The following is a 25,961-nucleotide window of genomic DNA, read 5'->3' on the forward strand; positions in this document are numbered from 1 at the left end:
TGTCCCTTTCAGATAACCTCGCAACTATCGGTAAAAAGAGACAAAGCCAATGCATTTGGTTAAACCGCGTGTCGATAGCCATCATTTAACTGAACATCAATAGCTTTTAACACGGACGTTCTATTAATGCATCCCAACAATATGCCGTCATCATCTACCACTGGGTATACTTTGGGCTTTTGTTTCAAAAACAACTCCCCTAATTCAATCACAGACATATAGGGTTTTACGGAGAGCACCGGGGTTTTCATAATATCGCCCACCCGACATATCTGCTCTCGGTAATAGCTAGACGCAATCATTGTAGCAATACAATCTTGCTCGGATAAAAACCCGATGACTCTACCTTTTATATCGAGTACCGGACCTCCGCTTTGTTGGGTGGATAGTAGTGCTTCTACAGCCTGCGCAACGGGCATCTCAGCACTCAACTTTACTGGATGCGTATTCATATAATCACTGACTTGCAACGATTCCATTTTTGTTCTCCAGTCGACGCGCCTATTAGCAGTTAAATCGTAAAAAGAATAAGCGATGCGACATTTTCATTATTATAAAAACCCGTGAAAGCGACATTCCCTCACTGTTTTAGCGTAGACCGAGAAATTAGCTCAAGCCAGTTGATTTAACAAAATTTTTACAGTGATGATGTGCAACCGTTAAAAATATGGACAAACACCTTGTTTCTCACCTTGTTTAACGCTTTTTACAAACAGAATGGTGCCACTGATAAAAGGTTAAAATGTGGCAGGATAGAAATTTGGCGCTGGCTGTATCCCAGTGTAAACTGGACCGCAAATTTAAGGGAACATTTCGGTGGTTATGCAAACACCTACTTTTTTATGGCACGATTTTGAAACCTTTGGCACAAACACCCATAAGGACTTACCCTGCCAATTTGCAGCGGTGCGCACGGACGAAAACTTAAACATCGTGGGAAAGCCCATTAATATAATGAGCGCCATAGCCAATGACTATCTTCCCCACCCGGAAGCCTGCTTAGTAACAGGAATTACACCGCAGCAAACATTGCGTGATGGTTCTAATGAAGCTGACTTTGCTGCAAAAATTTATCAGGAAATGTCCATGCCCAACACATGTAGCGTTGGGTACAACAGTATTCGGTTTGATGACGAAGTTGCCCGCTTTTTGTTTTATCGCAATTTTTACGATCCGTACTCAAGAGAATGGAGAAACGGCAATAGCCGCTGGGACATCATCGATCTGGCCCGGGCGTGTTATGCACTTCGCCCTGAAGGTATTGTATGGCCTGAACGGGATGACGGCTCGCCAAGCTTTAAACTAGAACTACTCACCAAGGCCAATGGACTTGAGCACGGTAACGCCCACGACGCATTAAGTGATGTGTACGCTACCATTGCCCTTGCAAAGCTAATAAAAGAAAAGCAGCCAAGATTGTTCGATTACGCCTTTTCTCTTCGCAGTAAACACGCGGTAATGCAGCAAATCGATCTCTCAAAGCGATCGGTATTGCTTCACATTTCTTCCAAGCTACCTGCTTCACAAGGCTGTTGTACATGGATAATGCCTATTGCCAAGCATCCAAAAAACGGTAATGGATTCATTACCGTCGATTTATCTCACGACGTTGATAGCTTACTGAACGACACACCTGAAGAGATAAAACAAAAGCTCTATGCCCCAGCGGAGCAATTTGCTAGCAAGCAAGAACGACCCGGTATTAAGGTTATCCATGCAAATCGTTCCCCATTCATTACCACTGCGAAAGCCATGTCTGAAGATAATGCACAACGATTAGGACTTGATCGCGAGCGCTGTCTAGATAACTACAGAAAAATTGCGGCAAACCCCGAAATAGCGCAAAAGCTAGTGGCACTGTATGACATTGAGGAAGAGCATGGTGAACAGGATATCGACCATGCGCTGTATAGTGGTGGCTTTCTAAGCGAGGAAGACAGGCGCTGGTGCGAGCAAGTCATTGAGTCTCGTCCAGAAAACTTGATAGCTATTGCTGACAATACCCAACATCAGGGGTTACGAGCACTACTTTTCAGATATCGCGCTAGAAACTTTCCAAATACCCTTACCGCTGATGAGATGACACGATGGCAGCGTCATCGCCACGCCCGTTTAACCGATGCTTCGTCTAATGGTTCTATCACCTTAGATACCTATTTGGTTAAACTCGAACAGCTTGCCCACGAGTATAGTGATAACCCTGACAAGCAGGCAATTTTGCGAGCGCTGTATCAATACGCTGAAAACCTCTGATACGCTGAAAACCTTTGACGCAAAGCCAGTATCAGAATAAATTGTTGGATATAAGGAAATAGTGGCCGATTGTCGCAATAGGTACGTTTTGTACTAACGATACGTCAGACAGTGACAATAGTCATAGAAAGTACCATTAAGTAACAATACGAGCGGCCGATAACACATCAAGGTGTGCTCAGAGGATTATGTTGTCATGAATGGCGTTACAATTAGTTTCGATAAATCTAGAACGTATATAAATATTCAGCTCGACCCTTCTTTATTTGATGCCGATATTGATATCAGTAGCATTCGCGCCGAGCTTGAACGCGGCGAAACATCCGGTCTATACGTTTCAGAAAAATCGCTAAAGTCTGCATGTGATACTGCCAACCATTATTTTAAAACTGGCGACAGTACAATAGTAAGAGAGCGTATTGGCGAGCGAAAAAATGCCGAAGTAGAGTTTCGTATTCCCGAAGACAATATGTCGGCAAATTTAGTGTTAACAGCACCTTATGGCGGCAAACTCCCCTCAATGGGTGCAATAATGTCTCTTGCAATGAAAAGTAAGATTGTTAAGGGCATTAGCACTAAGCGCATTAAGGCGTTGCTGATACAGGCGAAACACGCCACAAGCGGCGAAATCCTTGAAGACACCATAGCAAAGGGCCTTCCCCCAAGAAATGGTAAAAATTCTAAATTCATCCCCCTCGTTCCTAACGCATTAGAACGAATTTTAAAACCGCAAACCCAGGTGGGTGAGCGAGTTGATATGCGTAATTTGGGCGAGGTAATTTGCGTTAAAGTAGACACACCAGTCTTGAAACGCACGGCACCTACAAAGGGCCGCACTGGATTTGACATCAAAGGCAACAAGCTTCCATCCGTGCCAGGCGAATGGCTTGATTTCAAAATGGGAAGCGGTACCGTCGTATCAGACAGCGATTCAAATCTGCTTGTATCAAGCATATCCGGCATGCCGAAATATCGCGATCAAATAATGAATATAGACGACACCTTTATTTGCACAGGCGTAAATGTGGGCTCCGGGCATGTTAATTATGAAGGTGCAGTACTGGTTAACGGTGATGTTACCGAAAAAATGCAAATTAAAGCGTCAGGCGATGTCACCATCAATGGCTTTGTAGAATCGGCTCTTATCGAATCAGGCGGCGATATCATTATTACTGAAGGAGCCATGGGCAAGGTTAACGATAACGATGGTGAATACCATTGTAAATTGATTGCTGCAGGCAGCATTCACGTTCAGCACGGACAAGGTGTTGAGGTGCAGTGCAAAGGCGATGTCACTGTTGGCAGACAGCTAGCCTACAGCAGGTTGCGCTGTGGCGGCGCTGTTATCGTTGGTCAGTTAGATAACCCCATGGGGAATTTGTTTGCCTGCGACATCATCAGCCAAGGGCGTGTTGAAGCGGGCACACTAGGGGCGGTATCAGGCAGTACGTTAAAAATAGATTTTAGCCCGGGCTTTAACTTATTATTGGAACGAAAAGACGGCTTAGATGAACTGCTTAAGCAAATTCGGGAAAATAACTCAAAGCACAAAGAAAAAATCGATTTACTGAAAAGTAAAAAAGTCCCTAAAGAGCTCAAACAAAAAATGACTGATGCTCTTGAGCTATTTAACAACGAAACTGCGTTACTTGAATGGATTGAAGGAAAAGCGTCTGAAGTGAAAGGCGCCAAAGAATCCTATCAATCAGACGTTAAGCTGATAGCGAATAAGCGACTTTACCCTGGGGTTACTGCCAAACTTAACAACAGAAACTGGCGTTCAGAGCGCGAGTACAATCGCTCCCAGATTCGTTACGACGCACATCAGTGGCACTACGACCCTATTGTTTAGACGTTTTGTTTACCTGAAGTGATAGGCCTGCTTTTGATTGTGAGTGAGGCTTTTTGTGGGGGGTATAAGCTAAGTCTCTGTATTGACCGAGCTAAGCGCAAGCGCTTAGCTCGTACCCCCAGCCCTTTAGCCCAACTTATGAGCCTGAATTATTTCTCGGCCACAGAGATGCTGTCTACACCTTCGCGCTTTGTTTTATTTAAAGCTTTGAGTGTTCGCTCGTACCAATCGGAAAACTCTTCTTCATCTTTCAGTTCAGCTAACCCCATAGACACACTCATTAGCGATGAAATTGCGTCTTCTTGCTTCATTCGTTCTAACAACCGATGAGCAAGCGTGGTTGCCGCATCCAGTTCTGTTTGAGGGCACAGAATAATAAACAACTGTTCGTTGAAACGAGACACCACATCCACTTCTCGTATTGTGCTTAAACAGCTTGCCGCTGTTTTTCTCAACAAATCCTCACGCACAAAGTCGTCGATAGCTCTCGCTTTAACATCTCGCTGTGCTAAATCAATAAGAATGAGCGTTGCGGTTGTGTGAAAGCGCTGGAAACGAGAAATTTCCTCTTCAGCTCGCTGTATCATATGGTTTCGGTTATACAGCCCGGTTGTTTTGTCGTGGGCAGATAAGAAAGCGAGCGTACGGTTCTTTTCTAACAGCGTTGCCTGAAGCGCTCCTATTTCTACATCTTTTTGCGCCACGATATGTTGGTATTTTCGCACATATCGATTGCGGTAAATTAACCATAGCAACACAAGCAATACGATAGTTACCCAAAGCATTAATTGAGAATAGCTGCGGCTATAGCGCATTTTAACGTTATTCCAGCGCTTATAGATTTCTACTTTCTTTTCTTCAGGAATGCGCTCTATGGCGAAATTCAGCTTTGGTATTAGGTGGCTCGACGATTTGTTCACGCCAAACGCTAGAGAGTCGTGTGGCTCTGCATACCCTACTATGCTTAAGTCTTTTAGGTTTTGATTATTGATATGCATGTTCACGCTAAGCAGTGAACCAACCATTACGTCGAACTTATCTTCACCGAGAAGATTAAGTCCTTCTTGCTCAGACGGCACCATCGCTAAACGTACATTGGGGTAATGACGATAAATGTATTCAAGCTGGCGATAGCCATCAACGATACCAACCGTTCGGTTACCTACCCCTGCATACCCTTGTAACATCGGAGTTCCCTCTTTTGCAATCAGCACATTCGGGGCTTCAAAGTAAGGGAGACTAAAATCGAGAAATTGCCGGCGATAGTCTGAAGTATTCAGCATAGGAATGACTTGGCAACGCCCTTGTTGAACAAACTCTAAGCTTTGCTGCCAGCTCTCTGTAGGAACTAATGTAAAAGAGAGGTTGCCGATGTCGGCGATAATGTCGAGGTATTCAGCAGATATACCAACATGAAGGTTATTGCGGATGGCTTCGTAGGGCGCCCAATTAGGATCGACGCAGTAGGTCACATTCTCAATAGTATTGTCGAGTATTTCGCTCTCAAACTCATTTTCAATTTGAGCGGATGCCGCGCAAATAAGCATATTTACGCTCAAGAAAACTGTCCACCCGACATAGCTAAATAATTTCAAAGCCTTACCATTAACACTACTTGCAAAAACAGCGAGAAAGTGTTCATTCTTCACCGCCATTTTGCAATGTTTTCAAGAACGTTTTTCTGTGAATTTCTGTGATTTTGCAGTTAACTGGTTACGTAACGTGCTGTTTGCGTTGAAACTCGGCCTTTTCATATGTCTTTTTTTGCATGATATCGGCCAGTTTAGACACCGCGACTTCAATATCCTCAAATGATAAATAAAGTGGTGCAAAGCCTATTCGCAAAATATTGGGGGCCCGAAAATCTGCAATAACCCCCTTAGCAATCCACGCCTGGCATATTGCATAGGCTTCTGGGTGCGACAGTGCCACCTGACTACCTCTGTTTTCGATAGGAGGGCTGACAATATCCATATAGTCGCAAAGGCCTGCGCGCTTTCCTTCTGCGGCGAAAAAAGCTTGAAGCTTTTTGGATTTTTCATCTATCGCTTTCAAGCTTATATCGTCAAACACTGACAAAGCGGCATCAAGCACACTCATGCTCAAAATACCCGGGGTGCCGCATAGGTTCTGACTCACTGAATCATCAGCTTCGTAATCGGGCGTAAATGCAAATGGAGATTGATGACCCATCCATCCTGACAAAGGCTGCCTATATTGCTGTTGATGTCTTTGCGCTACATACACAAACGCCGGCGCGCCCGGACCACCGTTAAGATATTTGTAGGTACAACCTACCGCAAAATCCACGTTACACTTGTCTAATTCTACTGGAAACGCCCCTGCACTGTGCGCTAAATCCCATAATGTAAGAATACCAAGCTTCTGTGCTTGGCAAGTTATCGTCTCCATATTCAATTTAAAGCCGGAGCGAAAGTTTACCTGAGTCAGCATAAGTACCGCTATGTCGTCAGACAACTGGCCTTCTATATCGCCTTCATCTATGTAACGAATAGTGTAGTCATCACCAAGCAACGTGAGCAGTCCTTGGACCATATAAATATCGGTTGGGAAATTGTCACGGGTGGTTGCTATCACCTTTTTATCAGGCTGCATATTGAGCGCCGCGCTTAGCACTTTAAACAGATTAATGGATATTGAGTCACAAGAAACGACTTGTCCTGCCTCTGCTCCTATTAGCGAGCCTATTTTATCACCTACCTTTTGAGGAAGTCTTATCCAATCGTGGCAGTTCCAGCTTTTTATTAAATCCTTACCCCACTGGTTAGTTACCACGTCGCGAGCTCGCTCCTCAGCGGCCTTTGGTAGTGGCCCCAGTGAATTCCCGTCTAAGTAAATGGTATCGGGAGGCAGTGCAAATTGACTGACAACGTGGCGTAAGGGATCTTTATCGTCTAACTGCTTGGCGGAAAAAACCTTGTTAATCATTTGCTGTCACTACCTTTACGAGTGCTTTGTAGGAGTCTGATTTAGGATGTAGCCAATCAAAATGGCCACCGTTTACAATAGAGATTGTTTTGGCATGCTCGCTCTCGCTGTGCAAAGCGGGCACTATGGCGTCCGCATCACCCTGCATCAGCACTACCGGATACCCAATACGCTCTAAATGTGGTGTTGCTTGTTTATACGCCTCAACACGTGCTTCGGGCTTGCCGCCCATAAAATCAGGCGTTGCGGTTTGACAACTATTTGTACCCTTGGCGTACTCGGTTATATTGGTAATCGCTGCAAGGCCGATAACGGCTTTTATATTTATGCTCTTCGGTATATTTAGCTGAGAAGCGGCAGCAAGCAGGGCCAAGTGACCTCCCGCCGAGTGGCCTACAATGTAGACATTTTTTTCTTTATTTGTTTGGGAAAGTGAGCGCGTTACTGTGTTTATCGCGTTTTGAATATCGTGAAAACTGCCGGGCCAACCTCCACCCTCATCGCCGGTTCTTCTGTATTCCACCGCGTAAGTATCGATGCCTGTGTTAGCCAAAGCTGAATAGAAGCCAGCGCCATGGGAAGCATCGTATGCATTTAGCCAGCAGCCACCGTGGATAAAAATAATGGCAGAATGAGATGCGCTTACTCCCCCGCTATCTCTTTGTGCTTCATATACTGACACCGTTTGAAGCGCATCGCTGCCGTAAGCTATTGTGCGTGTCGGCACAGTTTTAGGCAGCAATAAGAGTGAGCTGTAGGGAACTTGGTCGAAGGAAGTTAATGTCTCTGGCGTCTTTGTCTCGCTGTGTTTTTCATCCACAGCTGTCAGTGATGAACACCCGGCCAAAGTCAACATGGTAACAACTAGCAAAAGTAATTTATTCGGTAGCCTGATCATTACAGGCCAGGCTTTCTTATGCCAATCCGTAGCAGCCCAGTTCATGACAGCGCTAATTTTGAAGATGCGTTTTTGTAGGCGCTTACGTTTTCACAGATGTTTGCGTTTGCGCTTGCATTTGCGCTTGTTTTTGCATTAGTACCGACGTTTAAATTGGCGCCTAAGTAAATAAAAACTGTATTGGCAGAAAAAGCTTTAAACTTCATATAACGTTCTTATTATGTATTTTTTTATTTATTTAAACATAAATGGCACCACAAACGGTGCCATTTATGCTATTAAAATTATGTAACTATTTATGTACTTACTTATGTATCTACTTATGTACTTACATAGTGATTTATCTACCTAGCTACATAATCGCTGTTAAGCGCGTTTAGTTGCACTTGATTACTTTTTATAAAGTGAAAATCGTAGTCTTTATGTAACCTACAGCATCTCTACAGCAAGTGCTACACCTTCACCACCGCCGATACACAGTGAGGCAATGCCACGCTTTTTATTGCGCTGTTTAAGCGCATGAAGCAATGTAACAAGTAAACGAGCACCCGAAGCGCCAATTGGATGGCCAAGAGCACAAGCGCCACCTTTAACGTTTACTTTACTCTCATCGAGGCCTAACTTTTTAATGGCAAGCATAGTGACCATGGCAAATGCTTCGTTTATTTCAAACAGGTCTACTTCTTCTTTTGTCCAACCTGCTTTGCTTAATACTTTTTCCATTGCACCTACTGGGGCTACGGTAAAGTTTTCTGGCTCAATAGAATGTGTTGCGTGGGCCACTACTTTGGCTAGCGGCGTTAGCCCCATTTCTTTTGCTTTTTCTTCGCTCATTACCACTAGCGCTGCTGCACCGTCCGAAATTGAGCTGGAGTTTGCGGCTGTAACGGTGCCGTCTTTTTTGAAAGCAGGTCGAAGTGATGGAATTTTTTCTGGACGGGCTGAGCCAGGACCTTCATCGGTATCGACAACTATATCGCCCTTGCGACCAGAAATCGTAACTTTTGCAATTTCGTCACCAAAGGTCCCGCTATTAATGGCTTCATGAGCCTTTGACAGAGAGCTTAATGCGAACTCATCCATTTCTTCTCGAGTAATGTTTTCACTGTCGGCGGTGTCTTGGGCGAAACAACCCATTGCTTTTCCGTCGTAGGCGTTTTCAAGTCCATCCAGCATCATGTGATCGAGCACTTGGCCGTGCCCCATTCGATAACCAGAACGGGCCTTAGGCAGCATGTATGGTGCGTTACTCATACTTTCCATACCGCCGGCAACAACCGTGTCTGCACTTCCCGCTTTAATTAAATCATGGGCAAGCATGACGGCCTTCAGCCCTGAACCACAAACTTTATTGATTGTGGTAACACCTGCACTTAGCGGTAAACCGGCACCTAGCGACGCTTGACGCGCAGGTGATTGACCTAGACCCGCTGGCAATACACAGCCCATTACCACTTCGTCTATTTGAGAAACATCCATGCTCTCACACACGGCTTTAATCGCCACATTACCCAAATCTGTTGCACTCACTGGCGCTAGGCTACCGTTAAAACCGCCCATTGGCGTACGTTTAGCTGCAACAATTACTACTGTTTTATCACTCATAATTCCACCCTTAATATATAATATTTTCAATTACTTAAATGTGTTCGCTTTACGTCATGTATACAAAAGTAAACACCTTGAACCGTGCTAAACAAAGACCGTCATCATGAAAAATTGACGTTAGCAAAATGTTACTTTACCTTTACGTAAAATGTAATTAACGTTAACGTAAACCTGTAACAAGGAACTGTCAACCAAACGCAACATTCTTACTTCATACAGAAAGTAAGCACAGCCGTAGCGTGATCAAAAGGATGGCAGTGAATTATGCGCACATAAAGTATACGCGCAACGTTAAGGACATGAGTCCACGTTTAATTTTGGACAGCAAGAAAATGCTATACGACAAGGTACATGTAATGAGTCAGTCGGACAATGAAACTACTTTCGCCATTGGTGAGCTTGCGAGAGAGTTCGATATTACGCCCCGCTCCATTCGTTTTTACGAAGAGCAAGGGCTTCTATCTCCCACTCGCACTGGGCAAAACCGCGTTTATTTAAATAAAGACCGGGTTCGCCTAAAGCTAATATTGCGCGGCAAGCGCCTTGGCTTTTCACTTGCCGAAGTAAAGACGCTATTCGACATGTACGACAGTAATCCAAACTCGGCCGTTCAGTTAGAAGCGATGCTAGAAATGTCCGAGCAAAAGCGTGCAGTGCTTAATCAACAATTAGAAGACATACAAATGTTGATGACAGAGCTGGACGACGTTGAAACCAGATGTAGAGAAGAACTCGCAGAACTTAAACGAGGAAAAATTGCATGAACACCTCCTACCCTACGATGAATTTTGGACTTGGCGAAGAAATCGATATGCTTCGAGATCAGGTCTATCAGTTTGCTCAAAACGAAATTGCACCACTTGCTGCACAGGCTGACGAAGACAATCAGTTCCCTAACCAGTTATGGACGAAGTTAGGCGACATGGGCCTTAACGGCGTGACTGTTTCAGAGCAGTATGGCGGCTCAGGAATGGGTTATCTAGCTCATACTATTGCCATGGAAGAAGTAAGCCGTGCCTCTGGCGGCATCGGTCTAAGCTATGGCGCTCACTCAAATTTGTGCATCAACCAAATATACCGTAACGGCAACGAAGCCCAACGAGAAAAGTACCTTCCAAAACTCGTTTCTGGTGAGCATATCGGCGCCCTTGCGATGAGTGAGCCAAACGCTGGTTCTGACGTGGTAAGCATGAAGCTGCGCGCAGAGAAACGAGGCGATAAATACATCTTAAACGGTAACAAAATGTGGATCACTAACGGTCCAGATGCGCATACCTTTGTCATCTACGCGAAGACCGACCCAGCAGCTGGTCCAAGAGGCATAACAGCATTTATCGTTGAGCGCGACTTCCCAGGGTTTAGCCGTGCACAGAAGCTAGATAAACTCGGCATGCGCTCGTCAAATACATGTGAACTTGTGTTTGAAGACTGTGAAGTGCCAGCTGAGAACATCTTAGGTAACGAAGGCGAAGGCGTTCGCGTGTTAATGAGTGGCTTAGACTACGAGAGACTTGTGCTATCTGGCGGCCCCCTTGGGATCATGCAAGCATGTATGGATATTGTGGTTCCTTATGTGCACGACCGAGAGCAGTTTGGCCAATCAATTGGACAGTTTCAGCTAGTACAGGGCAAAGTTGCCGACATGTATACGCAAATGAATGCATCAAGAGCCTATGTTTACGCGGTAGCACAGTCTTGCGATCGCGGCGAAACCACGCGTAAAGATGCAGCGGGTGCCATTCTTTATTCTGCTGAGCTAGCAACGAAAATAGCATTAGACGCCATTCAATTGCTTGGTGGTAACGGCTATATCAACGAATATCCTACGGGTCGTCTTTTACGCGATGCCAAGCTGTATGAAATTGGCGCAGGTACCTCTGAAATTAGACGTATGCTAATAGGCCGAGAGCTATTTAACGAATCTAAATAAGGTTTTTGAACTAAATACGCAAGGCAGAGCGTCGGTAAAGGCTTAGCTATAGCGCAGTTAACGCGCAGCAGTAGCTTAATGTATGAAGCGATTGGAAAGCAGAGAAGCTAGAGACTGTACTTAAGAGACATTTATATTCAGTGACCTACTGGTATGGGTGTCTCTCGCATTTGCATCTTAAGATTCAAGCCCCTGCCAGAAGCTTTGCCTGCTTGCAGATCTTAATTTTACGTTTGAAGCTTCGGGTTAATAATAAAACGAAATACAACAACACCGACTATCCTTTTAGCTTCAAGATAATTTGAATAATAAATTAACAGCGCCGCTATCAAGTGCTAATACACAGGAGGGGGTATGCCCGTTCTACGTTCAAGTGTAAATACCAAATCTGAAACGTTCGCAGCAAACCGCGAACATATGCAGGCGCAAGTCGATGACTTGCACGAAAAAATAATGAAAATCGCACAGGGCGGCGGAGAGAAAGCTGCCGAACGTCATATCTCACGCGGAAAGCTTCTCCCAAGAGATCGTATAAACGCCCTTCTCGATAAAGACACCCCATTTCTTGAAATTGGCCAACTTGCAGCATGGGAAGTCTACGACGACTACGTGCCGTGTGCAGGTGTAGTGGCAGGTATCGGTATGGTTGCCGGCACTGAATGCATGATTGTGGCCAACGACGCCACAGTAAAAGGCGGCACCTATTACCCGCTCACTGTTAAAAAGCATTTACGAGCCCAAACGATTGCCGAGCAGAACAATCTTCCTTGTATCTACCTTGTAGACTCAGGTGGCGCAAACTTACCTCGCCAAGATGAAGTATTTCCTGACAGAGAACACTTTGGTCGAATCTTTTTCAATCAAGCGAATATGTCGGCTAAAAATATTCCGCAAATTGCGGTAGTGATGGGGTCGTGCACCGCGGGTGGTGCCTACGTTCCCGCCATGGCTGATGAAAGCATCATTGTGAAAGAACAGGCAACTATCTTTCTGGGTGGTCCACCGCTGGTAAAAGCGGCCACCGGTGAAGTGGTTACCGCTGAAGAACTGGGTGGCGGAGACGTTCATACCCGTATTTCCGGCGTTGCTGATCAATTAGCCAATAATGATCATCACGCTTTATCGCTTGCTCGAAATGCAGTGTCGCGCCTTAACAGAGAAAAGCCAAAGCTGCTTGATGTTAAAGAGCCTAAGCCACCTAAATTCGATCCAAAAGAAATTTATGGAATTGTGCCTAAAGACAGCAGACAGACTTTTGATGTGAGAGAGATTATCGCTCGCATAGTCGATGATTCTGACTTTGATGAGTTTAAGCCACTTTACGGCACCACACTTGTGTGCGGTTTCGCCCGCCTTTTCGGAAACCCCGTTGGCATAGTTGCTAATAACGGCATCCTATTTGGCGAGAGCGCCATGAAGGGCGCGCACTTTGTTGAGCTTTGCGCTCAACGGAAAATTCCTCTTATATTCTTACAAAACATCACCGGCTTTATGGTGGGTAAACAGTACGAGCATGGCGGCATTGCGAAACACGGCGCCAAAATGGTAACGGCTGTAGCCTGTGCTAACGTACCTAAACTAACGGTGCTCATTGGCGGTAGTTTTGGTGCTGGTAACTACGGTATGTGCGGCAGAGCATACGACCCGCGCTTTATGTTTATGTGGCCCAATGCACGTATCTCTGTGATGGGCGGTGAACAAGCTGCTGGCGTATTGGCGCAGGTTAAGCGCGATCAAAAAGAGCGTGCTGGCGAAAGCTGGAGCGAAGAAGAAGAAAAGCAATTCAAACAACCTGTTGTTGATAAATACGAAGAGCAAGGACATCCCTACTTCGCGTCAGCGAGATTATGGGACGATGGCGTGATTGACCCCGCAGACACTCGCTTAGTATTGGGTTTGTCATTATCTGCAGCACTTAATAAGCCAATTGAAGAAACGCAATTCGGCATATTTAGAATGTAGGAGCATCACGAATGGACGACACCCAAAGAAATAATCCCCAAAAAGAAACTATAGTATCCGACGCAGTAACGTATCACGTAGACGATAATCATATAGCTACCGTCACATTGAACCGTGCTGAAAAGCACAATGCGTTTAATGATGACATGATTGCCGAGCTAGAAAGGCTTTTTAAAAAAGCAGGCCTTGATGACTCTGTTCGCGCTGTTGTTTTACGCGCTGAAGGTAAGAGTTTTAGTGCCGGTGCCGACCTCAACTGGATGAAAAAAATGGCCAGTTACACCGAGGCACAAAATCGTGAAGATGCCATGGGGCTTGCCTCAATGCTTCATACGCTTTACACCCTACCAAAACCTACCATTGCAAGGGTTCAAGGTGCTGCCTTTGGCGGCGCGGTAGGTCTTATCGCCTGCTGTGATATTGCCATCGGCAGTAAACTGACCAACTTTTGCTTAAGCGAAGTGAAAATTGGTTTAGTGCCCGCTACCATCAGCCCTTACGTTATTGAGGCAATGGGCGCGCGCGTATGCAGACGCTATTTCCAAACTGCTGAGGTGTTTTCTGCAAGACGAGCCAGACGTTTGGGCTTGCTAAGCGAAGCGGTCAATGAAGAAGACTTAGACAGCACGGTTGACGATATCATCGCTAGCATTTTGAAGAATGGTCCGCAGGCCGTATCACAATCAAAGGCCCTGGTTCAGTGGGTATCACATAAACCAATAGACAGCGACATGTTAAACGATACCAGCAAACTCATCGCCAAAGTAAGAACTTCTGAAGAAGGCCAAGAGGGCCTAAGTGCGTTTCTTGAAAAGCGCAAAGCAGCTTGGTTGGAGGCAAAATAATGATAAATAAACTCTTAGTGGCAAACCGCGGTGAAATAGCATGCCGAGTAATGAAAACGGCTAAGCACTTAGGTGTAAAAACCGTCGCCGTTTATTCTGATGCCGACGTTAATGCACGTCATGTTGCCATGGCCGACGAAGCCATTCACCTTGGACCATCCCCCTCTAAGGATAGCTATTTACGCAGCGACCTTATTATTGAGCACGCCAAAGCACTGGGCGTTGACGCGATTCATCCTGGCTACGGTTTCTTATCTGAAAATGCCGAATTTGCCAATCTTTGTAAGTCTAATGACATTATTTTTGTGGGGCCGCCGGCGTCTGCCATTGAAGCCATGGGCTCGAAATCTGCTGCTAAGCGGATTATGGAGGAAGCTGGCGTACCGCTAGTACCAGGCTATCACGGTGATGACCAGCAAGAGTCTACGCTTAAACAAGCGGCAGATGACATGGGCTACCCAGTATTACTGAAAGCGGCCGCAGGTGGCGGCGGTAAAGGTATGCGTCAAGTGTGGAACGAAGGCGAATTCACTCAGGCGCTTAACGCGGCAAAACGCGAGTCTATGGCAAGCTTTGGCGACGACCATATGCTTGTAGAAAAGTACCTCACTCGCCCTCGCCATGTGGAAATACAAGTATTTTGTGATAGCCATGGCAACGGTGTGTACCTATTTGAGCGCGACTGCTCGGTACAGCGTCGCCACCAAAAAATCATAGAGGAAGCGCCTGCGCCAAACATGACCCAGAGCATTCGGGAAAGCATGGGTGAAGCGGCAATCTTGGCGGCAAAAGCGATTAATTATGAAGGTGCTGGTACCGTCGAGTTCTTATTAGATGAGGACGGCTCGTTTTACTTCATGGAAATGAATACCCGCCTTCAGGTAGAACACCCTGTTACGGAGATGATCACTGGCGAAGATTTGGTCCAGTGGCAGCTGAGTGTGGCAGAAGGCAATACGCTTCCTAAAACCCAGCAGCAACTTACTCTTAATGGGCACGCATTTGAAGCCCGTATTTACGCTGAAGATCCAGCCAATAACTTCTTACCGTCCACCGGTGTTCTGCATTTGTTGCAACCACCTGAAGAGTCTTCACTTATACGGGTAGACACGGGTGTTGTGCAAGGTGACGAGGTGAGTGTTTATTACGACCCTATGATTGCAAAGCTTGTGGTATGGGGCGAGTCTCGTGATATCGCGCTTAAAAGATTACTGCATGCCCTTGGCGATTATCATATTGCGGGTGTGACAACCAATATCGATTTTCTCAAGCGCGTAGCAAGCAATAGCGCATTTAAGGCTGCAGAATTAACCACAACCTTTGTTGAAAAGCACAACGACGCATTGTTTGCTGAGGCTACGCGCGATATTCAGGCAAAGTTACCGGTAATGGCGATACTAGCCGTATTACGTCGCCGTTTTGAAAAAGGCTTAGCTGCTGACAGAGCAAGCTCTTCCCCTTGGTTTACAGCCGGTGCATGGCGGGCAAACGCGTCTCACAAAGAGCAGCTTACGCTATTAGTTGGCGAAGAAGAGTTCTCGGTAACGGTGTGTCATGTGTTTAATGCCGATGCATCTGCGGCGTGGGAAATTACAACGGCAAATTCCACGGTGAAAGTCAGTGGCGCCATTAATGATCATCAGCTAAGCGTTGAAGTAGCAGGTATTAAATCGAAATACACCTTCGCAGTAAGCGATGGTGATTTTGGTTTATACAACCAAGATACGCATATCAACTTCACTGTTGTTGCCCCATCTGAGGGTGATGATGATGAAAATAGTGGTAACACTAACTTCGATGCCCCAATGAACGGCACCATAGTGGCTCACTTAGTGAAATGCGGTGAAAAGGTTAAAAAAGGCGAGCCAATTCTCGTTATGGAAGCCATGAAAATGGAACACAGCATTGTAGCGCCTAGCGATGGTGTTGTGGACAGCTTTTACTTTGAACCAGGTGAATTGGTAGACGGCGGCGCAGCCTTGCTTGAATTCACAAGTGCCGACGCACAGGGAGCTTAGTCGCCATGGGTATACCACAGCACGTCAGTATTGTTGAAGTTGGGGCAAGAGATGGTCTTCAAAATGAAAAGTCCATCGTTACTGTTGATGACAAAATTGCGTTTATCAACTTACTGTCTGAAACAGGCCTGAAGCGCATTGAGGCTGGCAGTTTTGTTTCGCCCAAGTGGGTGCCACAAATGGCTGATTCTGGCAGTGTGTTAACGGGCATCAACAAAGCCAACGCTATTGTCTATTCAGCCCTAACCCCAAACGTTAAGGGGTTAGATGCTGCCATAGAGGCTGGAGTAACAGAGGTAGCGGTATTTGGCGCCGCCTCTGAGTCGTTTTCTAAGAAAAATATAAACTGCTCAATTGACGAGAGTTTGCAAAAATTTGAACCCGTTATTGAGAAAGCCCATGCCCATAACATGAGAGTACGTGGGTATGTGTCATGTGTTATGGGTTGCCCTTATGAAGGCGAAATAGCACCTAGTGCGGTTTCAAAAGTATCTAAGCAGCTGCTTGACATGGGCTGCTATGAAATTTCATTAGGCGACACCATAGGCACTGGTACACCTGCGGCGACTCAGCGCTTACTAGATAGTGTGTTAACTGTTTTGTCCGTCGACGATGTTGCCGTTCACTTTCACGATACCTATGGACAGGCGCTTGTGAATATTTACGCGGCGTTGCAATACGGAGTGGCGTCTGTTGACTCTGCTGTAGCCGGCTTAGGCGGTTGCCCTTACGCTAAAGGTGCAAGCGGTAATGTGGCGACTGAAGATGTGCTTTATATGCTAAACGGCATGGGCATCGAGACAAACATCGACATGCAAAAGCTGCTTTTAGCGACAGACTTTATCTCGAAGGTGATCAACAAGTCTCCAGCTTCTAAGGTAGCCAACGCGCTTTTGGCTGGCTAGTTTGTGTTTTTAGCCTAGGTGTTTTTAGCCTAGGCCTTGTTGAGCTTAGGCTAATTTAGCAAAGGCTGTTTTAACCTAGTTTTAAAGTAGTTTTAAAGTAGTTTTAAAATACTGGGGCTGCTGACTTAAACATAGTAGGGTGCTGATTTATCAGCACCCTTTTTTTGTCGTTATCAAAACAAGCCTGTCGTTATCGAGACAGGCTCTAGTCTGGCTTAATAAAATAATTTTTTACGTACTTTTATTTTTCGTTCGGCAGTATCACTGTGGAAATTGTAGCCACAACCATCATGGCGGTCATAATATACACCACCGAGAACGACAAAAATGGGCCGATGGCGGCATACACCGCCCCGAAAGTGAGTAGGATAATGCCAATAGCCGTGTTTGAAAACCCCACTAGTTCGGTGCGCTCTTGCCCTTCTTTAACATCAAGGCTGTATGTCTTTCGTCCCGTTCTCACCCCAGAGTGAGCAATAGACAAAACGAAGAACAAAATGGCAGAAATGATAAGCGTGTCAGAGTTTATAATCAGTAACCCTACGCAAGCGGCAATAGTAAGCACGCCTGCTATTTGCAGCGTAAGCTTAGCGCTATAGTCTGCAACTTTTCCCCAAAGTAACGACGAGCACATAGATGCTAATGCTTGTGCGGCAATATAAATAGGTAATAATTTCTGCGCATTTTCACCATTTTCCAGCATGAAGTATGGGGCAACCAGCGCAGAGTGAACAAAGAGACCGCGCACAAAGACAAACTGATAAACCGTTTTATCGAAACGGATAGAAAACATTTTGCCTTTATCATCGCCGTTGTCTTCTACCTTTGTTTTCAAATTGAACATGCATAAAAGCGTAATAGTGAACGATACCGCCGCGCATACTAGTACGCCCAGCAAAGCGTTATCTTTAAACGTGTCATCAAAAATGAGTAGAGGAACCGCAACCAGCAGCGTCATTACACCTGAAATAGTAGACGCCAATCCAACAAGATTACCCCGCTCGCCCTTGGGTACCACATCTGCTTCAATGTCTTTAACGGTTAACGAACATGCAGAACGACCTAAGCTCAGCAGTATGAGAAAACCTAGTATGCACAGTCCCGCATTAAAGCCATCAAGTAAGACTGCTGAGCACAATATGCCCACCACTGACGAGATTTGAATACAAATACCCACACGCCACACTTTATACCGGGCGGCATTGTTACGTAGATACATGCTAATGAGCACTTGAGGCAAGAGTGCACCAGATTCGCGTATTGGCACCAGCCACCCTACCATCCAAGCCGGAGCGCCCAGAATAATGAGTAAAGCAGGAAGCGTGGTTTTCGCAGAAATAAGTAAGTCAGCTAATTTATTAAACGATAACCCAGTGACTAAAAGGTGCTTCTTGTTGGCCATGATGTAGATTCGTTTTTTATTATATGTAAAGTTTTACGAGGTCTTATGTTTAAGGATCATGTTAAGAGACTATGTAAAAGATCATGTTAAACGAACAAGATAAACGCTTACGTTACTAGCCTATCGGTAAGCGCTTTGTGGAGAAATGCATTAGGGCGTGTTGATCTTTGTTGTACGAGTTTTGGGCTAAATGAAAGCATTTTAATCGCGAAACAGTCCTGTAGGCCTAGTGGGCTAAGTCAAAGGGCCCAAATAAAAAAGCGGCGACAAAGAGTAAAATGCTTCCATAACGCCCCCTTCGGGCAGCGCCTGTGAGCTATTTATCCTGCGTTAAATGGTTTCGATTTAGCCCGCTAGACCTTCAACCATTCGCCTTGTCTAAATAGCTCACAGACCGCTGCAAAAATGTACAGAAAAGATCAATACGCCCTAGATTTAGGCGTTATTTTCCACCACGGTTTTTAAATTCTCTAAACCCATTGCGAAATCTGGGCCTATCATGTCGTCTATAAATAAAACAAACAGCTTATTAATCGGGTTGTTATCCACCGTGCCCTCATCGCGCCAAGTCACGCGGCTACCATTGTCTGTGGCTTCAATTTCTACAACACCGCTCGACCCCATATCCATTTCTGGAAAATAAAGCGTGTAACCCACCTTGCTGTTGTGCTCTAGTTGAACAATCTCCATTTCACCATCGCCTTCGGTATCGCTTTTCCACTCAAGTCGCATGCCGATAGCACGATCCGGTCCTGTATAGGAAAGTTCCATATTGGGGTCTCGTTTAAACCACACTCCCCATTTTTCCCATTGCTTTAAATTTACTACGTATGGGTATACGTCTGACGTTTCGGCATCAATGATGATACTGCGTTCCACGGTATATTGTTGAGGCATAAAGAAACTGCTGACAATCACAAGGACAATTAGCCCGCTCACAGTAAACAATAACTTTTTTAACACACCCATGTTTTACTCCTCTTTAATCACCGGCACCAAAATATAACATTTAATTAACAAATGTCATTGTGCATTTGTATAAAAACCCTTTTTAACGAAAAAGTAATTCGTCTCTGTTGGTAAACCAATCATCTATTCGCACTGAGGAACCTGCATAGGGCGCGTTTGCTTAGTATGGTCTATAAAATGATTTTTTTTAAAAACAGCACCTGTTAATTCAACCGCCACCTACGTGCAGCTCTCTATGAAATGCGTTGAGCAGAGAGAATAAATGTGAACCCTTAGCGGGATTCTAGAGTCTCTTGGTCAAAATAAAATTGCATTGTTCTTGCTGTAGAGGCGCGGCACAGGCAGCGGGTACTTAACGTATTATTTTATAAATATGCTCTTTTTGGCGAACACATTTTTCTTATATGCTCAACGAAACAAAAGAAAGCGCTATCATTGTCCTAAATGTTAATAAAAAAGTGATGTAAAGTTATGAAATCAACCTATTATTTTTACAGGTGTTCTGTAATATGAGACTAAGAAAGTCCACGTATCTATCAAGACGTGAGAACAAGGGATTTAATAATCAAAGAGCGCATTCAGCCGTGTTAATAGCGATATTACGTAGTCCAAGAGATTTATCATCGTGTTAAGTCGGCACCATTTATAAACAGGAGTTGTTAAGAAATGACTGATCGGAGTTCTCGTTACATAAGCAACCTTACTCGTGATACTTATGCGTTGATTCTAGCTGGTGGTAAAGGCTCTAGGTTACACGAGCTCACAGAATGGAGAGCAAAACCTGCACTGTATTTTGGTGGTAAATTCAGAATTATTGATTTTCCTTTATCAAATTGTATTAACTCAGGAATAAAGCGCGTTGGCGTAGTAACGCAATACAAATCACACTCTCTTATTCGCCATCTTGTTCGCGGTTGGGGTCATTTCAAAAGAGAGTTAGGTGAATCTGTAGAAATTCTTCCAGCTTCTCAGCGCTTTTCAGATAATTGGTATGAAGGTACCGCAGACGCGGTGTTTCAAAATATCGACATCATAAGGGATGAACTTCCTAAGTATGTCATGATTTTATCTGGTGACCATATTTATCGCATGGACTACGGCGATATGCTGGCTAAACACGTTGAGTCTGGCGCAAAAATGACCGTGTCGTGCATGTCTGTGCCTATTGAGGAGGCTGCTGGCTCGTTCGGTGTTATGTCGGTAGACGAGTCATACCGTATAAACGGATTTGAAGAAAAACCGGAACACCCTACTCCGCTTCCTCACGACGATACTCGCTGCCTGGCATCAATGGGCAATTATGTTTTTGATACTGAGTTTTTATTCGAACAGCTGCGTGTAGATTCTAAGAACAGAGGCTCTCAGCGAGACTTTGGTAAAGATATCATTCCTTCCATTATTGAAGAGCACTTGGTTCATGCGTTTCCCTTTGAAGCCGATAACGGTGAGAAAGCGTATTGGCGAGATGTGGGTACACTTGACTCATTCTGGGACGCTAACATGGAAATGGTATCACCGGTTCCGCAGCTAAACCTTTATGACAAAAAATGGCCTATCTGGACTTATCAAGAACAATTGCCACCTGCGAAGTTTGTGTGGGAAGACGAAGATAGACGAGGCGAAGCCATCAACTCAGTGGTGTCTGGCGGCTGTATTATCTCTGGTTCCACCCTGCGAAACTCAATCTGCTTTTCAAATGTTCGCGTGCACTCATACGGACTGATTGAAGATGCAGTCATACTGCCTGGCGTTGAAATTATGCGCGGGTGCAAATTGAGAAAGGTAATCATAGACAGAGGCTGTGTTATCCCTGAAGGCACTGTCATTGGCTATGACCATGACGAGGACCGTGCCAGAGGATTCCGAGTATCAGAAAAAGGCGTAGTCCTTGTTACTCGTGAAATGTTAGGTCAACACGTAGGCGCGTACTAAGCGCCTAGCAATTTAACTATACCCTCGTTTACGAAGCATTCCATTGTTGTAAGGTGGTAGCAATAAATTTAGCTACCGCCTCTGGATGCTCTAGCGGAAACATGTGCCCCCCTTCAAGCTCGGTGTGCGTTATTGCGTTATGCTGAAGTAATCGAGAATACATTTCTGGTCTGCATACCTTACTTTTTGAACCAGTTACTAACACTGCTGGACACTTAAGCTTACCCCTGTACTTTCCAAGGTTATGGGGCACGTTTCTAAATAACGCCGCTTCCACATCTGCTTTGAATGTTAATGAGATACCGCCCGACTTATTTGCTGTTACAGCATTAACGTAATCTCTTACACAGCGTTTATCCATATCTCTAAATAAGGCTTTTCCATGAAAGTAAGCCACCATATCGGTATTAGCGGGCCACTGTGTGTTTCTTGTTTGAGCTAACTTAGCCGGGGTTAATTTGTTGATTAATGGCGTGTACTTGGCCAACCTAAAAAAGTGGCTCATTGGCCCTACAACAAGAGGAGGGTCTAATAATATTAGGCCTCTAAATAATTCCGGCGCCTCACACGCAGCCATGTACGATATTACCGCGCCGAAAGAATGCCCAACTGCAAATACACCACGCTCGTCCTTATTCTCAGCCCTTATGTGGCGAATAAGTTCTTGTACCTGATTGCGCCAGTTACCATTTACGGGAAGCTTTGGATCGTGACCGAAGCGCTCAACATGTAAACGATTAAAGTTGTTTGGCAATTCTGAAAATAGGGTATTGTAGCTTCCCGCTGGAAAGCCATTGGCATGGGCGAAGTGAAAACTTAACTCTGCTGATGACACCGTGTCACTCCTGAACCTGATAAAAAGACTTCAAAATAAAAGGGGCCTATAGCCCCTTAATCATACAGTATTGTGATCGTTGGCGAGATAGTACTATAACCCTCTCGATTCTGCCATTTCCCAGTCTTTTACAATCTTTGTGCTTGTCCACAAGAATACCGCAATTGACAATGCGTACGGTACAACGAGATAAAGCAGTGCTTGTCTTAATGCTTCCGTCTCACCTAGTGTTGGCACGAGGGATTGACTGATGATACCGGTTAGCGTTGGTCCGCCACCAAGAGCAATAATGTTAAGCACGAAGAAGAACAAGGCGGTAGACATTGCTCGCACGTTGATAGGTGCTAGCGTCTGCGCCATTGCGAAGCTTGGGCCTAAATAGGAACCACTGGTGAACAAAAGAAGCGCCATCAATCCTACCGATAACCATAAATCTTGTACTTGTAAAGAGATGTAAAACGCGGGTAAACCCACAATAAGCATAATAGCTGGCAACAGAGCATAGGCTTTTTTATTGTGTTTGCCCCATCTATCAGCGATGTAGCCGCCTAACCATACGCCTAGTGCATAAGCAGTACCGTTAATGATGCCGAAGACTACCAGCAGTTGGGTAATGTCTAATCCAGCAAAGGCACGCACATAGTAATCAATGATCCAGGTCGAAATTGCGTAGTTACCGAAAGAGCCAAAGGAAATACCCAAGGCCATTCCCCACCACGTAGGAATTTTGAGCAACTGCTTCAACGACTTCTTAACGCTTGGCTTATTAGCACTTTCTGTTTGCGAAGGAGCGGTAACAGAGCGAGTGGGCTCTTTAACCGTAAATTTAAGCAGCAAGGCAAGCAAAACGCCAGGTATGCCTACGCTGTACATAACCGTTCGCCAATCGGCCGAGCCGCCTTGTAAGAAAAACGCCGAGGCAAAAAACGCGAGCATTATGCCAAACGGGATCCCCAGTGAGTAAATAGACAATGCACCTGCTCGTTTTTCTTTTGGGAACAAGTCAGAGATAATACTGTGCGAAGGCGGGCTTCCGCCGGCTTCTCCAATACCTACCCCAATGCGAGCTATTGCCAACTGAACATAATTGCCTGCAAGCCCTGAAGCTGCCGTAAAACCGCTCCATAGGGTAAGTGAAATGGCAATGATGTTGACCCTGCTATATCGGTCGGCAAGCCAAGCGATAGGAATTCCCATCACGGTGTACAGCAAAGCAAAGTATATACCTTTGAGCCACCCTAATTGCGCATCATCAAGACCCAAGTCGGCTTTTATGAAGGGAGAGAGAATACCTATTATCTGACGGTCAATAAAATTGAATGCATAGACAAGTGTGAGAATAAAGAGTACGTAGTTGCGGTAACTTCGAGATACACCCGCTTCTTGTGCGGGTAAACCTTCAACGCTTGTATGGGCCATAACAGTCCTTTTAAATGAAGATAGGACAGTCTAGGCATGAGGTAAATTATTTGGCAACTAATTGTTACTTATTTGTAAACATAACGAAAATTTGTAACTGAGGCTTTTTGTTCCATACGGCTTAGGGTAGGATATTTAGCCTAAGACTCATCAGACCAGATAGGCAGTTATGACAGTAGATGAACTGTTAGATATCCCTTCCCTAACCCAAACTTCTGAAAATACCTGGAAGGTAGAAAACCTTGTTATTCCGAAAACATGGGGACAAGGTAGAACCGCATTCGGCGGTATTTCGGCAGGCATGTTGTACACCGCGGTAAAGCAACAGATTACTGATGACAGGGTATTACGCTCATTCACCACCAACTTTGTTGGACCTCTCATGCTCGACACGCCCTTTTCAATAGAAGTTACCTTGTTGAGAATGGGAAAAAACGTGTCTCAATACACAGCGCACGCAATGCAAGATGGTAAAAGCTGTGTGTTTTCTCAAGCGTGTTTTGGCATTGGCCGAGAATCAGGCATACGGGTTGAAAATACCGAAACGCATCAGATGTCTACGCCTAACAAAGCGAAGTTTATTCCTCAAATTCCTAAAATAACGCCGAAGTTTTTACGCTATTTCGATCTAGCGATAGAAGATGGCGGTATTCCGTTTACTCGCAAGAAAACCAGCATTTATCACGGGTTTATGCGCTTTAAGCAGCCACCAGCGCAAATAACTGACGCTCATATCATCACAATGATCGATGCTTGGCCACCTACGCTACTGCAAATGATGAAGCTCCCTGCCCCAGCAAGTACCGTAAGCTGGAACTTAGAGTTTATTCATCCGCATAAACCAGTATCACCCAGTGATTGGTTTGCCTATAAGGCACATACACGTCAAGCTGCAGATGGGTATGGCCACACAGAGGCAACCATTTGGGACAAAGATAACGAGGTTATTGCAATAAGCAGACAGACTGTGGCGGTGTTCGACTAGTCTTTTGGCACCAAGCTTTTTTAACACCTGAGGTTTGGCGCCTGAGATTTAAGGGCCAGCGCCATGCTGGCCGCTGTTGTTTCTCACAACCTCAATAAAGCATAAATGCGTTGGGGTTAAACAACGATATTACTGAAATACACTGAAGATTGGTGATATCTAAGGCATCCTCCAAGTCGTCTCTTTTCAATGTCAGTTGCTCGTGCAGCTCTGGTTTTAAATTATGATAGCTAGGGTAAATTTCAGGATTGACATTATCCAGTGACAGAACGTAAGAAAGTTGAAGTATGCGGTTTGAGTCTGATTGCGGCTCATCTTGTACATTATGAATGTTCGCTATTGGCTCTGAAATACTATCTGGTATACCCCATTTCTTTATAAGGCCAGCAGACACTTGGCTGTACGTATAGCCTAACACGCCGTACTGAAGTTCAGCAGGTGTAACCTGCTGGCTAAAGTTTAAACAGCGCTTGGCGGCATCTGGCAATGTAGACACTACAACAAGCTCGCCGATATTGTGCAGTAATCCTGCAACAAAAAATCGCTCAGGCTCTCTGATCCCTTTAATTTCAGCAAAATATTTCGCTAGCAATCCGCAGGATACGCTGTGCTCCCAAAATTTATCTAAATCAATAATTTGGGCATCGACTTTGCCGAATGCTTGACTCACGCCATAGGCTAATGCGAGGTCGTACGTTGAGCGTGTACCAACCACTTGGACCGCTCTGGATACCGTATCTATCTTGTTAGGGAATTGATACAGCGCAGAGTTTGCTACACGCAACAGCTGCGTGGCTAAGGACGGATCGAAAGCGATAATCTCACTGATGTCATCTATGCTTGACGCTTCATCATCCATACAGCTTTTCAAGCGTAATACTGAATCTGGCAATACGAATAAGTCTTCGGCGGTCGAAACTAATTCATCTATGTTCATGTGTGCACTCACTCCAATGCAACCAATGTGGTGTTTGTGTTGTTAGAGAGGTCCGATTCTCCGTCAATACTGTAGGTATAGGCGTATTTATCTTGCTGGTCAACAGACGCCGCATCATCAAAAAGTATGATTTCTTTTTATATCAGAAGCTTAAAATTACAAAAATAGACTAAAAGATAAAGCGCTCTGCTAAATAAGTTAATACCTTTCACAGACTTAGCAAAGCGTACTGTGTTCATTATAGCGCTGTACGAGCTTAAAT

20 protein-coding genes are annotated in these 25,961 nt (G+C 45.0%); 10 read left to right on the forward strand and 10 right to left on the reverse strand.

Annotated elements, in window-relative coordinates:
- Positions 1 to 59: 59 nt before the first annotated feature.
- On the reverse strand, positions 60 to 479 hold the full coding sequence (locus AC27HD_RS03545; RefSeq protein WP_032095769.1) for a CBS domain-containing protein: 420 nt from the start codon (positions 477 to 479) through the stop codon (positions 60 to 62).
- Between the two features lie 343 nt (positions 480 to 822).
- Here AC27HD_RS03545 and sbcB point away from each other — a divergent pair, with 343 nt between their 5' ends.
- Both sbcB and AC27HD_RS03555 read left to right on the forward strand, forming a co-directional pair.
- Positions 823 to 2,253, forward strand: coding sequence for an exodeoxyribonuclease I (gene sbcB, locus AC27HD_RS03550; RefSeq protein ID WP_487103805.1), 1,431 nt, complete (start codon positions 823 to 825; stop codon positions 2,251 to 2,253).
- Positions 2,254 to 2,449: 196 nt separating this feature from the next.
- Positions 2,450 to 4,105, forward strand: a complete 1,656-nt coding sequence (locus AC27HD_RS03555) for a flagellar assembly protein A (RefSeq protein ID WP_487103807.1) — start codon at positions 2,450 to 2,452, stop codon at positions 4,103 to 4,105.
- A 149-nt stretch (positions 4,106 to 4,254) separates the two neighbouring features.
- Here AC27HD_RS03555 and AC27HD_RS03560 read toward each other — a convergent pair whose 3' ends face one another.
- The 4 genes from AC27HD_RS03560 to AC27HD_RS03575 all read right to left on the reverse strand — a co-directional run bounded on the left by AC27HD_RS03560 (position 4,255) and on the right by AC27HD_RS03575 (position 9,557).
- Complete coding sequence (locus AC27HD_RS03560; RefSeq protein WP_487103809.1) at positions 4,255 to 5,664, reverse strand: diguanylate cyclase; 1,410 nt, start codon at positions 5,662 to 5,664, stop codon at positions 4,255 to 4,257.
- A 154-nt stretch (positions 5,665 to 5,818) separates the two neighbouring features.
- On the reverse strand, positions 5,819 to 7,054 hold the full coding sequence (kynU, locus tag AC27HD_RS03565) for a kynureninase (RefSeq protein WP_487103811.1): 1,236 nt from the start codon (positions 7,052 to 7,054) through the stop codon (positions 5,819 to 5,821).
- Positions 7,047 to 7,997 (reverse strand): alpha/beta hydrolase family protein, encoded by a 951-nt coding sequence (locus AC27HD_RS03570; RefSeq protein WP_487103813.1) that lies wholly within the window; start codon positions 7,995 to 7,997, stop codon positions 7,047 to 7,049. The genes kynU and AC27HD_RS03570 overlap by 8 nt, the downstream gene beginning before the upstream one ends.
- Positions 7,998 to 8,381: 384 nt before the next feature.
- Positions 8,382 to 9,557, reverse strand: a complete 1,176-nt coding sequence (locus AC27HD_RS03575; RefSeq protein WP_487103815.1) for a thiolase family protein — start codon at positions 9,555 to 9,557, stop codon at positions 8,382 to 8,384.
- Between the two features lie 359 nt (positions 9,558 to 9,916).
- Here AC27HD_RS03575 and AC27HD_RS03580 point away from each other — a divergent pair, with 359 nt between their 5' ends.
- The 6 genes from AC27HD_RS03580 to AC27HD_RS03605 all read left to right on the forward strand — a co-directional run bounded on the left by AC27HD_RS03580 (position 9,917) and on the right by AC27HD_RS03605 (position 17,220).
- On the forward strand, positions 9,917 to 10,324 hold the full coding sequence (locus AC27HD_RS03580; protein WP_032095765.1) for a MerR family transcriptional regulator: 408 nt from the start codon (positions 9,917 to 9,919) through the stop codon (positions 10,322 to 10,324).
- Entirely contained in the window at positions 10,321 to 11,490 is a 1,170-nt protein-coding gene (locus tag AC27HD_RS03585; RefSeq protein WP_032095764.1) for an isovaleryl-CoA dehydrogenase, read from the forward strand. Before AC27HD_RS03580 ends, AC27HD_RS03585 begins: the two co-directional genes overlap by 4 nt.
- A gap of 354 nt (positions 11,491 to 11,844) precedes the next feature.
- Complete coding sequence (locus AC27HD_RS03590) at positions 11,845 to 13,452, forward strand: carboxyl transferase domain-containing protein (RefSeq protein WP_349377818.1); 1,608 nt, start codon at positions 11,845 to 11,847, stop codon at positions 13,450 to 13,452.
- 11 nt (positions 13,453 to 13,463) lie between these two features.
- The gene (locus tag AC27HD_RS03595; RefSeq protein WP_487103817.1) at positions 13,464 to 14,297 is read left to right on the forward strand and encodes an enoyl-CoA hydratase/isomerase family protein; all 834 of its coding nucleotides are present in this window, start codon (positions 13,464 to 13,466) and stop codon (positions 14,295 to 14,297) included.
- Entirely contained in the window at positions 14,297 to 16,315 is a 2,019-nt protein-coding gene (locus tag AC27HD_RS03600; protein ID WP_487103819.1) for an acetyl/propionyl/methylcrotonyl-CoA carboxylase subunit alpha, read from the forward strand. Before AC27HD_RS03595 ends, AC27HD_RS03600 begins: the two co-directional genes overlap by 1 nt.
- A 5-nt stretch (positions 16,316 to 16,320) precedes the next feature.
- A complete protein-coding gene (locus tag AC27HD_RS03605; protein WP_487103821.1) occupies positions 16,321 to 17,220 on the forward strand; it encodes a hydroxymethylglutaryl-CoA lyase in 900 nt (299 codons plus the stop codon).
- Between the two features lie 241 nt (positions 17,221 to 17,461).
- On the opposite strand, the gene AC27HD_RS03610 is transcribed toward AC27HD_RS03605, so the two are convergent.
- Together AC27HD_RS03610 and AC27HD_RS03615 are read right to left on the reverse strand one after the other, a co-directional pair.
- A complete protein-coding gene (locus AC27HD_RS03610; protein ID WP_487103823.1) occupies positions 17,462 to 18,622 on the reverse strand; it encodes an MFS transporter in 1,161 nt (386 codons plus the stop codon).
- A 435-nt stretch (positions 18,623 to 19,057) separates the two neighbouring features.
- Positions 19,058 to 19,591: an SRPBCC family protein gene (locus tag AC27HD_RS03615; RefSeq protein ID WP_487103825.1), complete on the reverse strand. Its 534-nt coding sequence runs from the start codon at positions 19,589 to 19,591 to the stop codon at positions 19,058 to 19,060.
- Between the two features lie 666 nt (positions 19,592 to 20,257).
- Here AC27HD_RS03615 and glgC point away from each other — a divergent pair.
- A complete protein-coding gene (gene glgC / locus AC27HD_RS03620; protein WP_032096867.1) occupies positions 20,258 to 21,523 on the forward strand; it encodes a glucose-1-phosphate adenylyltransferase in 1,266 nt (421 codons plus the stop codon).
- Between the two features lie 28 nt (positions 21,524 to 21,551).
- On the opposite strand, the gene AC27HD_RS03625 is transcribed toward glgC, so the two are convergent.
- Positions 21,552 to 22,358, reverse strand: a complete 807-nt coding sequence (locus AC27HD_RS03625; protein ID WP_487103827.1) for an alpha/beta fold hydrolase — start codon at positions 22,356 to 22,358, stop codon at positions 21,552 to 21,554.
- A gap of 93 nt (positions 22,359 to 22,451) precedes the next feature.
- Positions 22,452 to 23,777: a spinster family MFS transporter gene (locus AC27HD_RS03630; RefSeq protein ID WP_487103829.1), complete on the reverse strand. Its 1,326-nt coding sequence runs from the start codon at positions 23,775 to 23,777 to the stop codon at positions 22,452 to 22,454.
- Between the two features lie 169 nt (positions 23,778 to 23,946).
- Here AC27HD_RS03630 and AC27HD_RS03635 point away from each other — a divergent pair, with 169 nt between their 5' ends.
- The gene (locus tag AC27HD_RS03635) at positions 23,947 to 24,762 is read left to right on the forward strand and encodes an acyl-CoA thioesterase (protein WP_032095113.1); all 816 of its coding nucleotides are present in this window, start codon (positions 23,947 to 23,949) and stop codon (positions 24,760 to 24,762) included.
- Positions 24,763 to 24,853: 91 nt separating this feature from the next.
- On the opposite strand, the gene AC27HD_RS03640 is transcribed toward AC27HD_RS03635, so the two are convergent.
- A complete protein-coding gene (locus AC27HD_RS03640; RefSeq protein WP_487103831.1) occupies positions 24,854 to 25,699 on the reverse strand; it encodes an HDOD domain-containing protein in 846 nt (281 codons plus the stop codon).
- Positions 25,700 to 25,961: the final 262 nt, after the last annotated feature.

The organism is Alteromonas sp. 4NS20-0143 (assembly GCF_057542855.1).

Bases quoted from the DNA above. Each gene is read 5' to 3' on its own strand.
- AC27HD_RS03585 (WP_032095764.1), top strand. From the start codon at position 10,321: ATGAACACCTCCTACCCTACGATGAATTTTGGACTTGGCGAAGAAATC.
- AC27HD_RS03635 (WP_032095113.1), top strand. From the start codon at position 23,947: ATGACAGTAGATGAACTGTTAGATATCCCTTCCCTAACCCAAACTTCT.
- AC27HD_RS03610 (WP_487103823.1), bottom strand. From the start codon at position 18,622: ATGGCCAACAAGAAGCACCTTTTAGTCACTGGGTTATCGTTTAATAAA.
- AC27HD_RS03605 (WP_487103821.1), top strand. From the start codon at position 16,321: ATGGGTATACCACAGCACGTCAGTATTGTTGAAGTTGGGGCAAGAGAT.
- AC27HD_RS03580 (WP_032095765.1), top strand. From the start codon at position 9,917: ATGAGTCAGTCGGACAATGAAACTACTTTCGCCATTGGTGAGCTTGCG.
- AC27HD_RS03555 (WP_487103807.1), top strand. From the start codon at position 2,450: ATGAATGGCGTTACAATTAGTTTCGATAAATCTAGAACGTATATAAAT.
- sbcB (WP_487103805.1), top strand. From the start codon at position 823: ATGCAAACACCTACTTTTTTATGGCACGATTTTGAAACCTTTGGCACA.
- AC27HD_RS03570 (WP_487103813.1), bottom strand. From the start codon at position 7,997: ATGAACTGGGCTGCTACGGATTGGCATAAGAAAGCCTGGCCTGTAATG.
- AC27HD_RS03575 (WP_487103815.1), bottom strand. From the start codon at position 9,557: ATGAGTGATAAAACAGTAGTAATTGTTGCAGCTAAACGTACGCCAATG.
- AC27HD_RS03545 (WP_032095769.1), bottom strand. From the start codon at position 479: ATGGAATCGTTGCAAGTCAGTGATTATATGAATACGCATCCAGTAAAG.
- AC27HD_RS03600 (WP_487103819.1), top strand. From the start codon at position 14,297: ATGATAAATAAACTCTTAGTGGCAAACCGCGGTGAAATAGCATGCCGA.
- kynU (WP_487103811.1), bottom strand. From the start codon at position 7,054: ATGATTAACAAGGTTTTTTCCGCCAAGCAGTTAGACGATAAAGATCCC.
- AC27HD_RS03615 (WP_487103825.1), bottom strand. From the start codon at position 19,591: ATGGGTGTGTTAAAAAAGTTATTGTTTACTGTGAGCGGGCTAATTGTC.
- AC27HD_RS03595 (WP_487103817.1), top strand. From the start codon at position 13,464: ATGGACGACACCCAAAGAAATAATCCCCAAAAAGAAACTATAGTATCC.
- AC27HD_RS03590 (WP_349377818.1), top strand. From the start codon at position 11,845: ATGCCCGTTCTACGTTCAAGTGTAAATACCAAATCTGAAACGTTCGCA.
- AC27HD_RS03630 (WP_487103829.1), bottom strand. From the start codon at position 23,777: ATGGCCCATACAAGCGTTGAAGGTTTACCCGCACAAGAAGCGGGTGTA.
- AC27HD_RS03640 (WP_487103831.1), bottom strand. From the start codon at position 25,699: ATGAACATAGATGAATTAGTTTCGACCGCCGAAGACTTATTCGTATTG.
- glgC (WP_032096867.1), top strand. From the start codon at position 20,258: ATGACTGATCGGAGTTCTCGTTACATAAGCAACCTTACTCGTGATACT.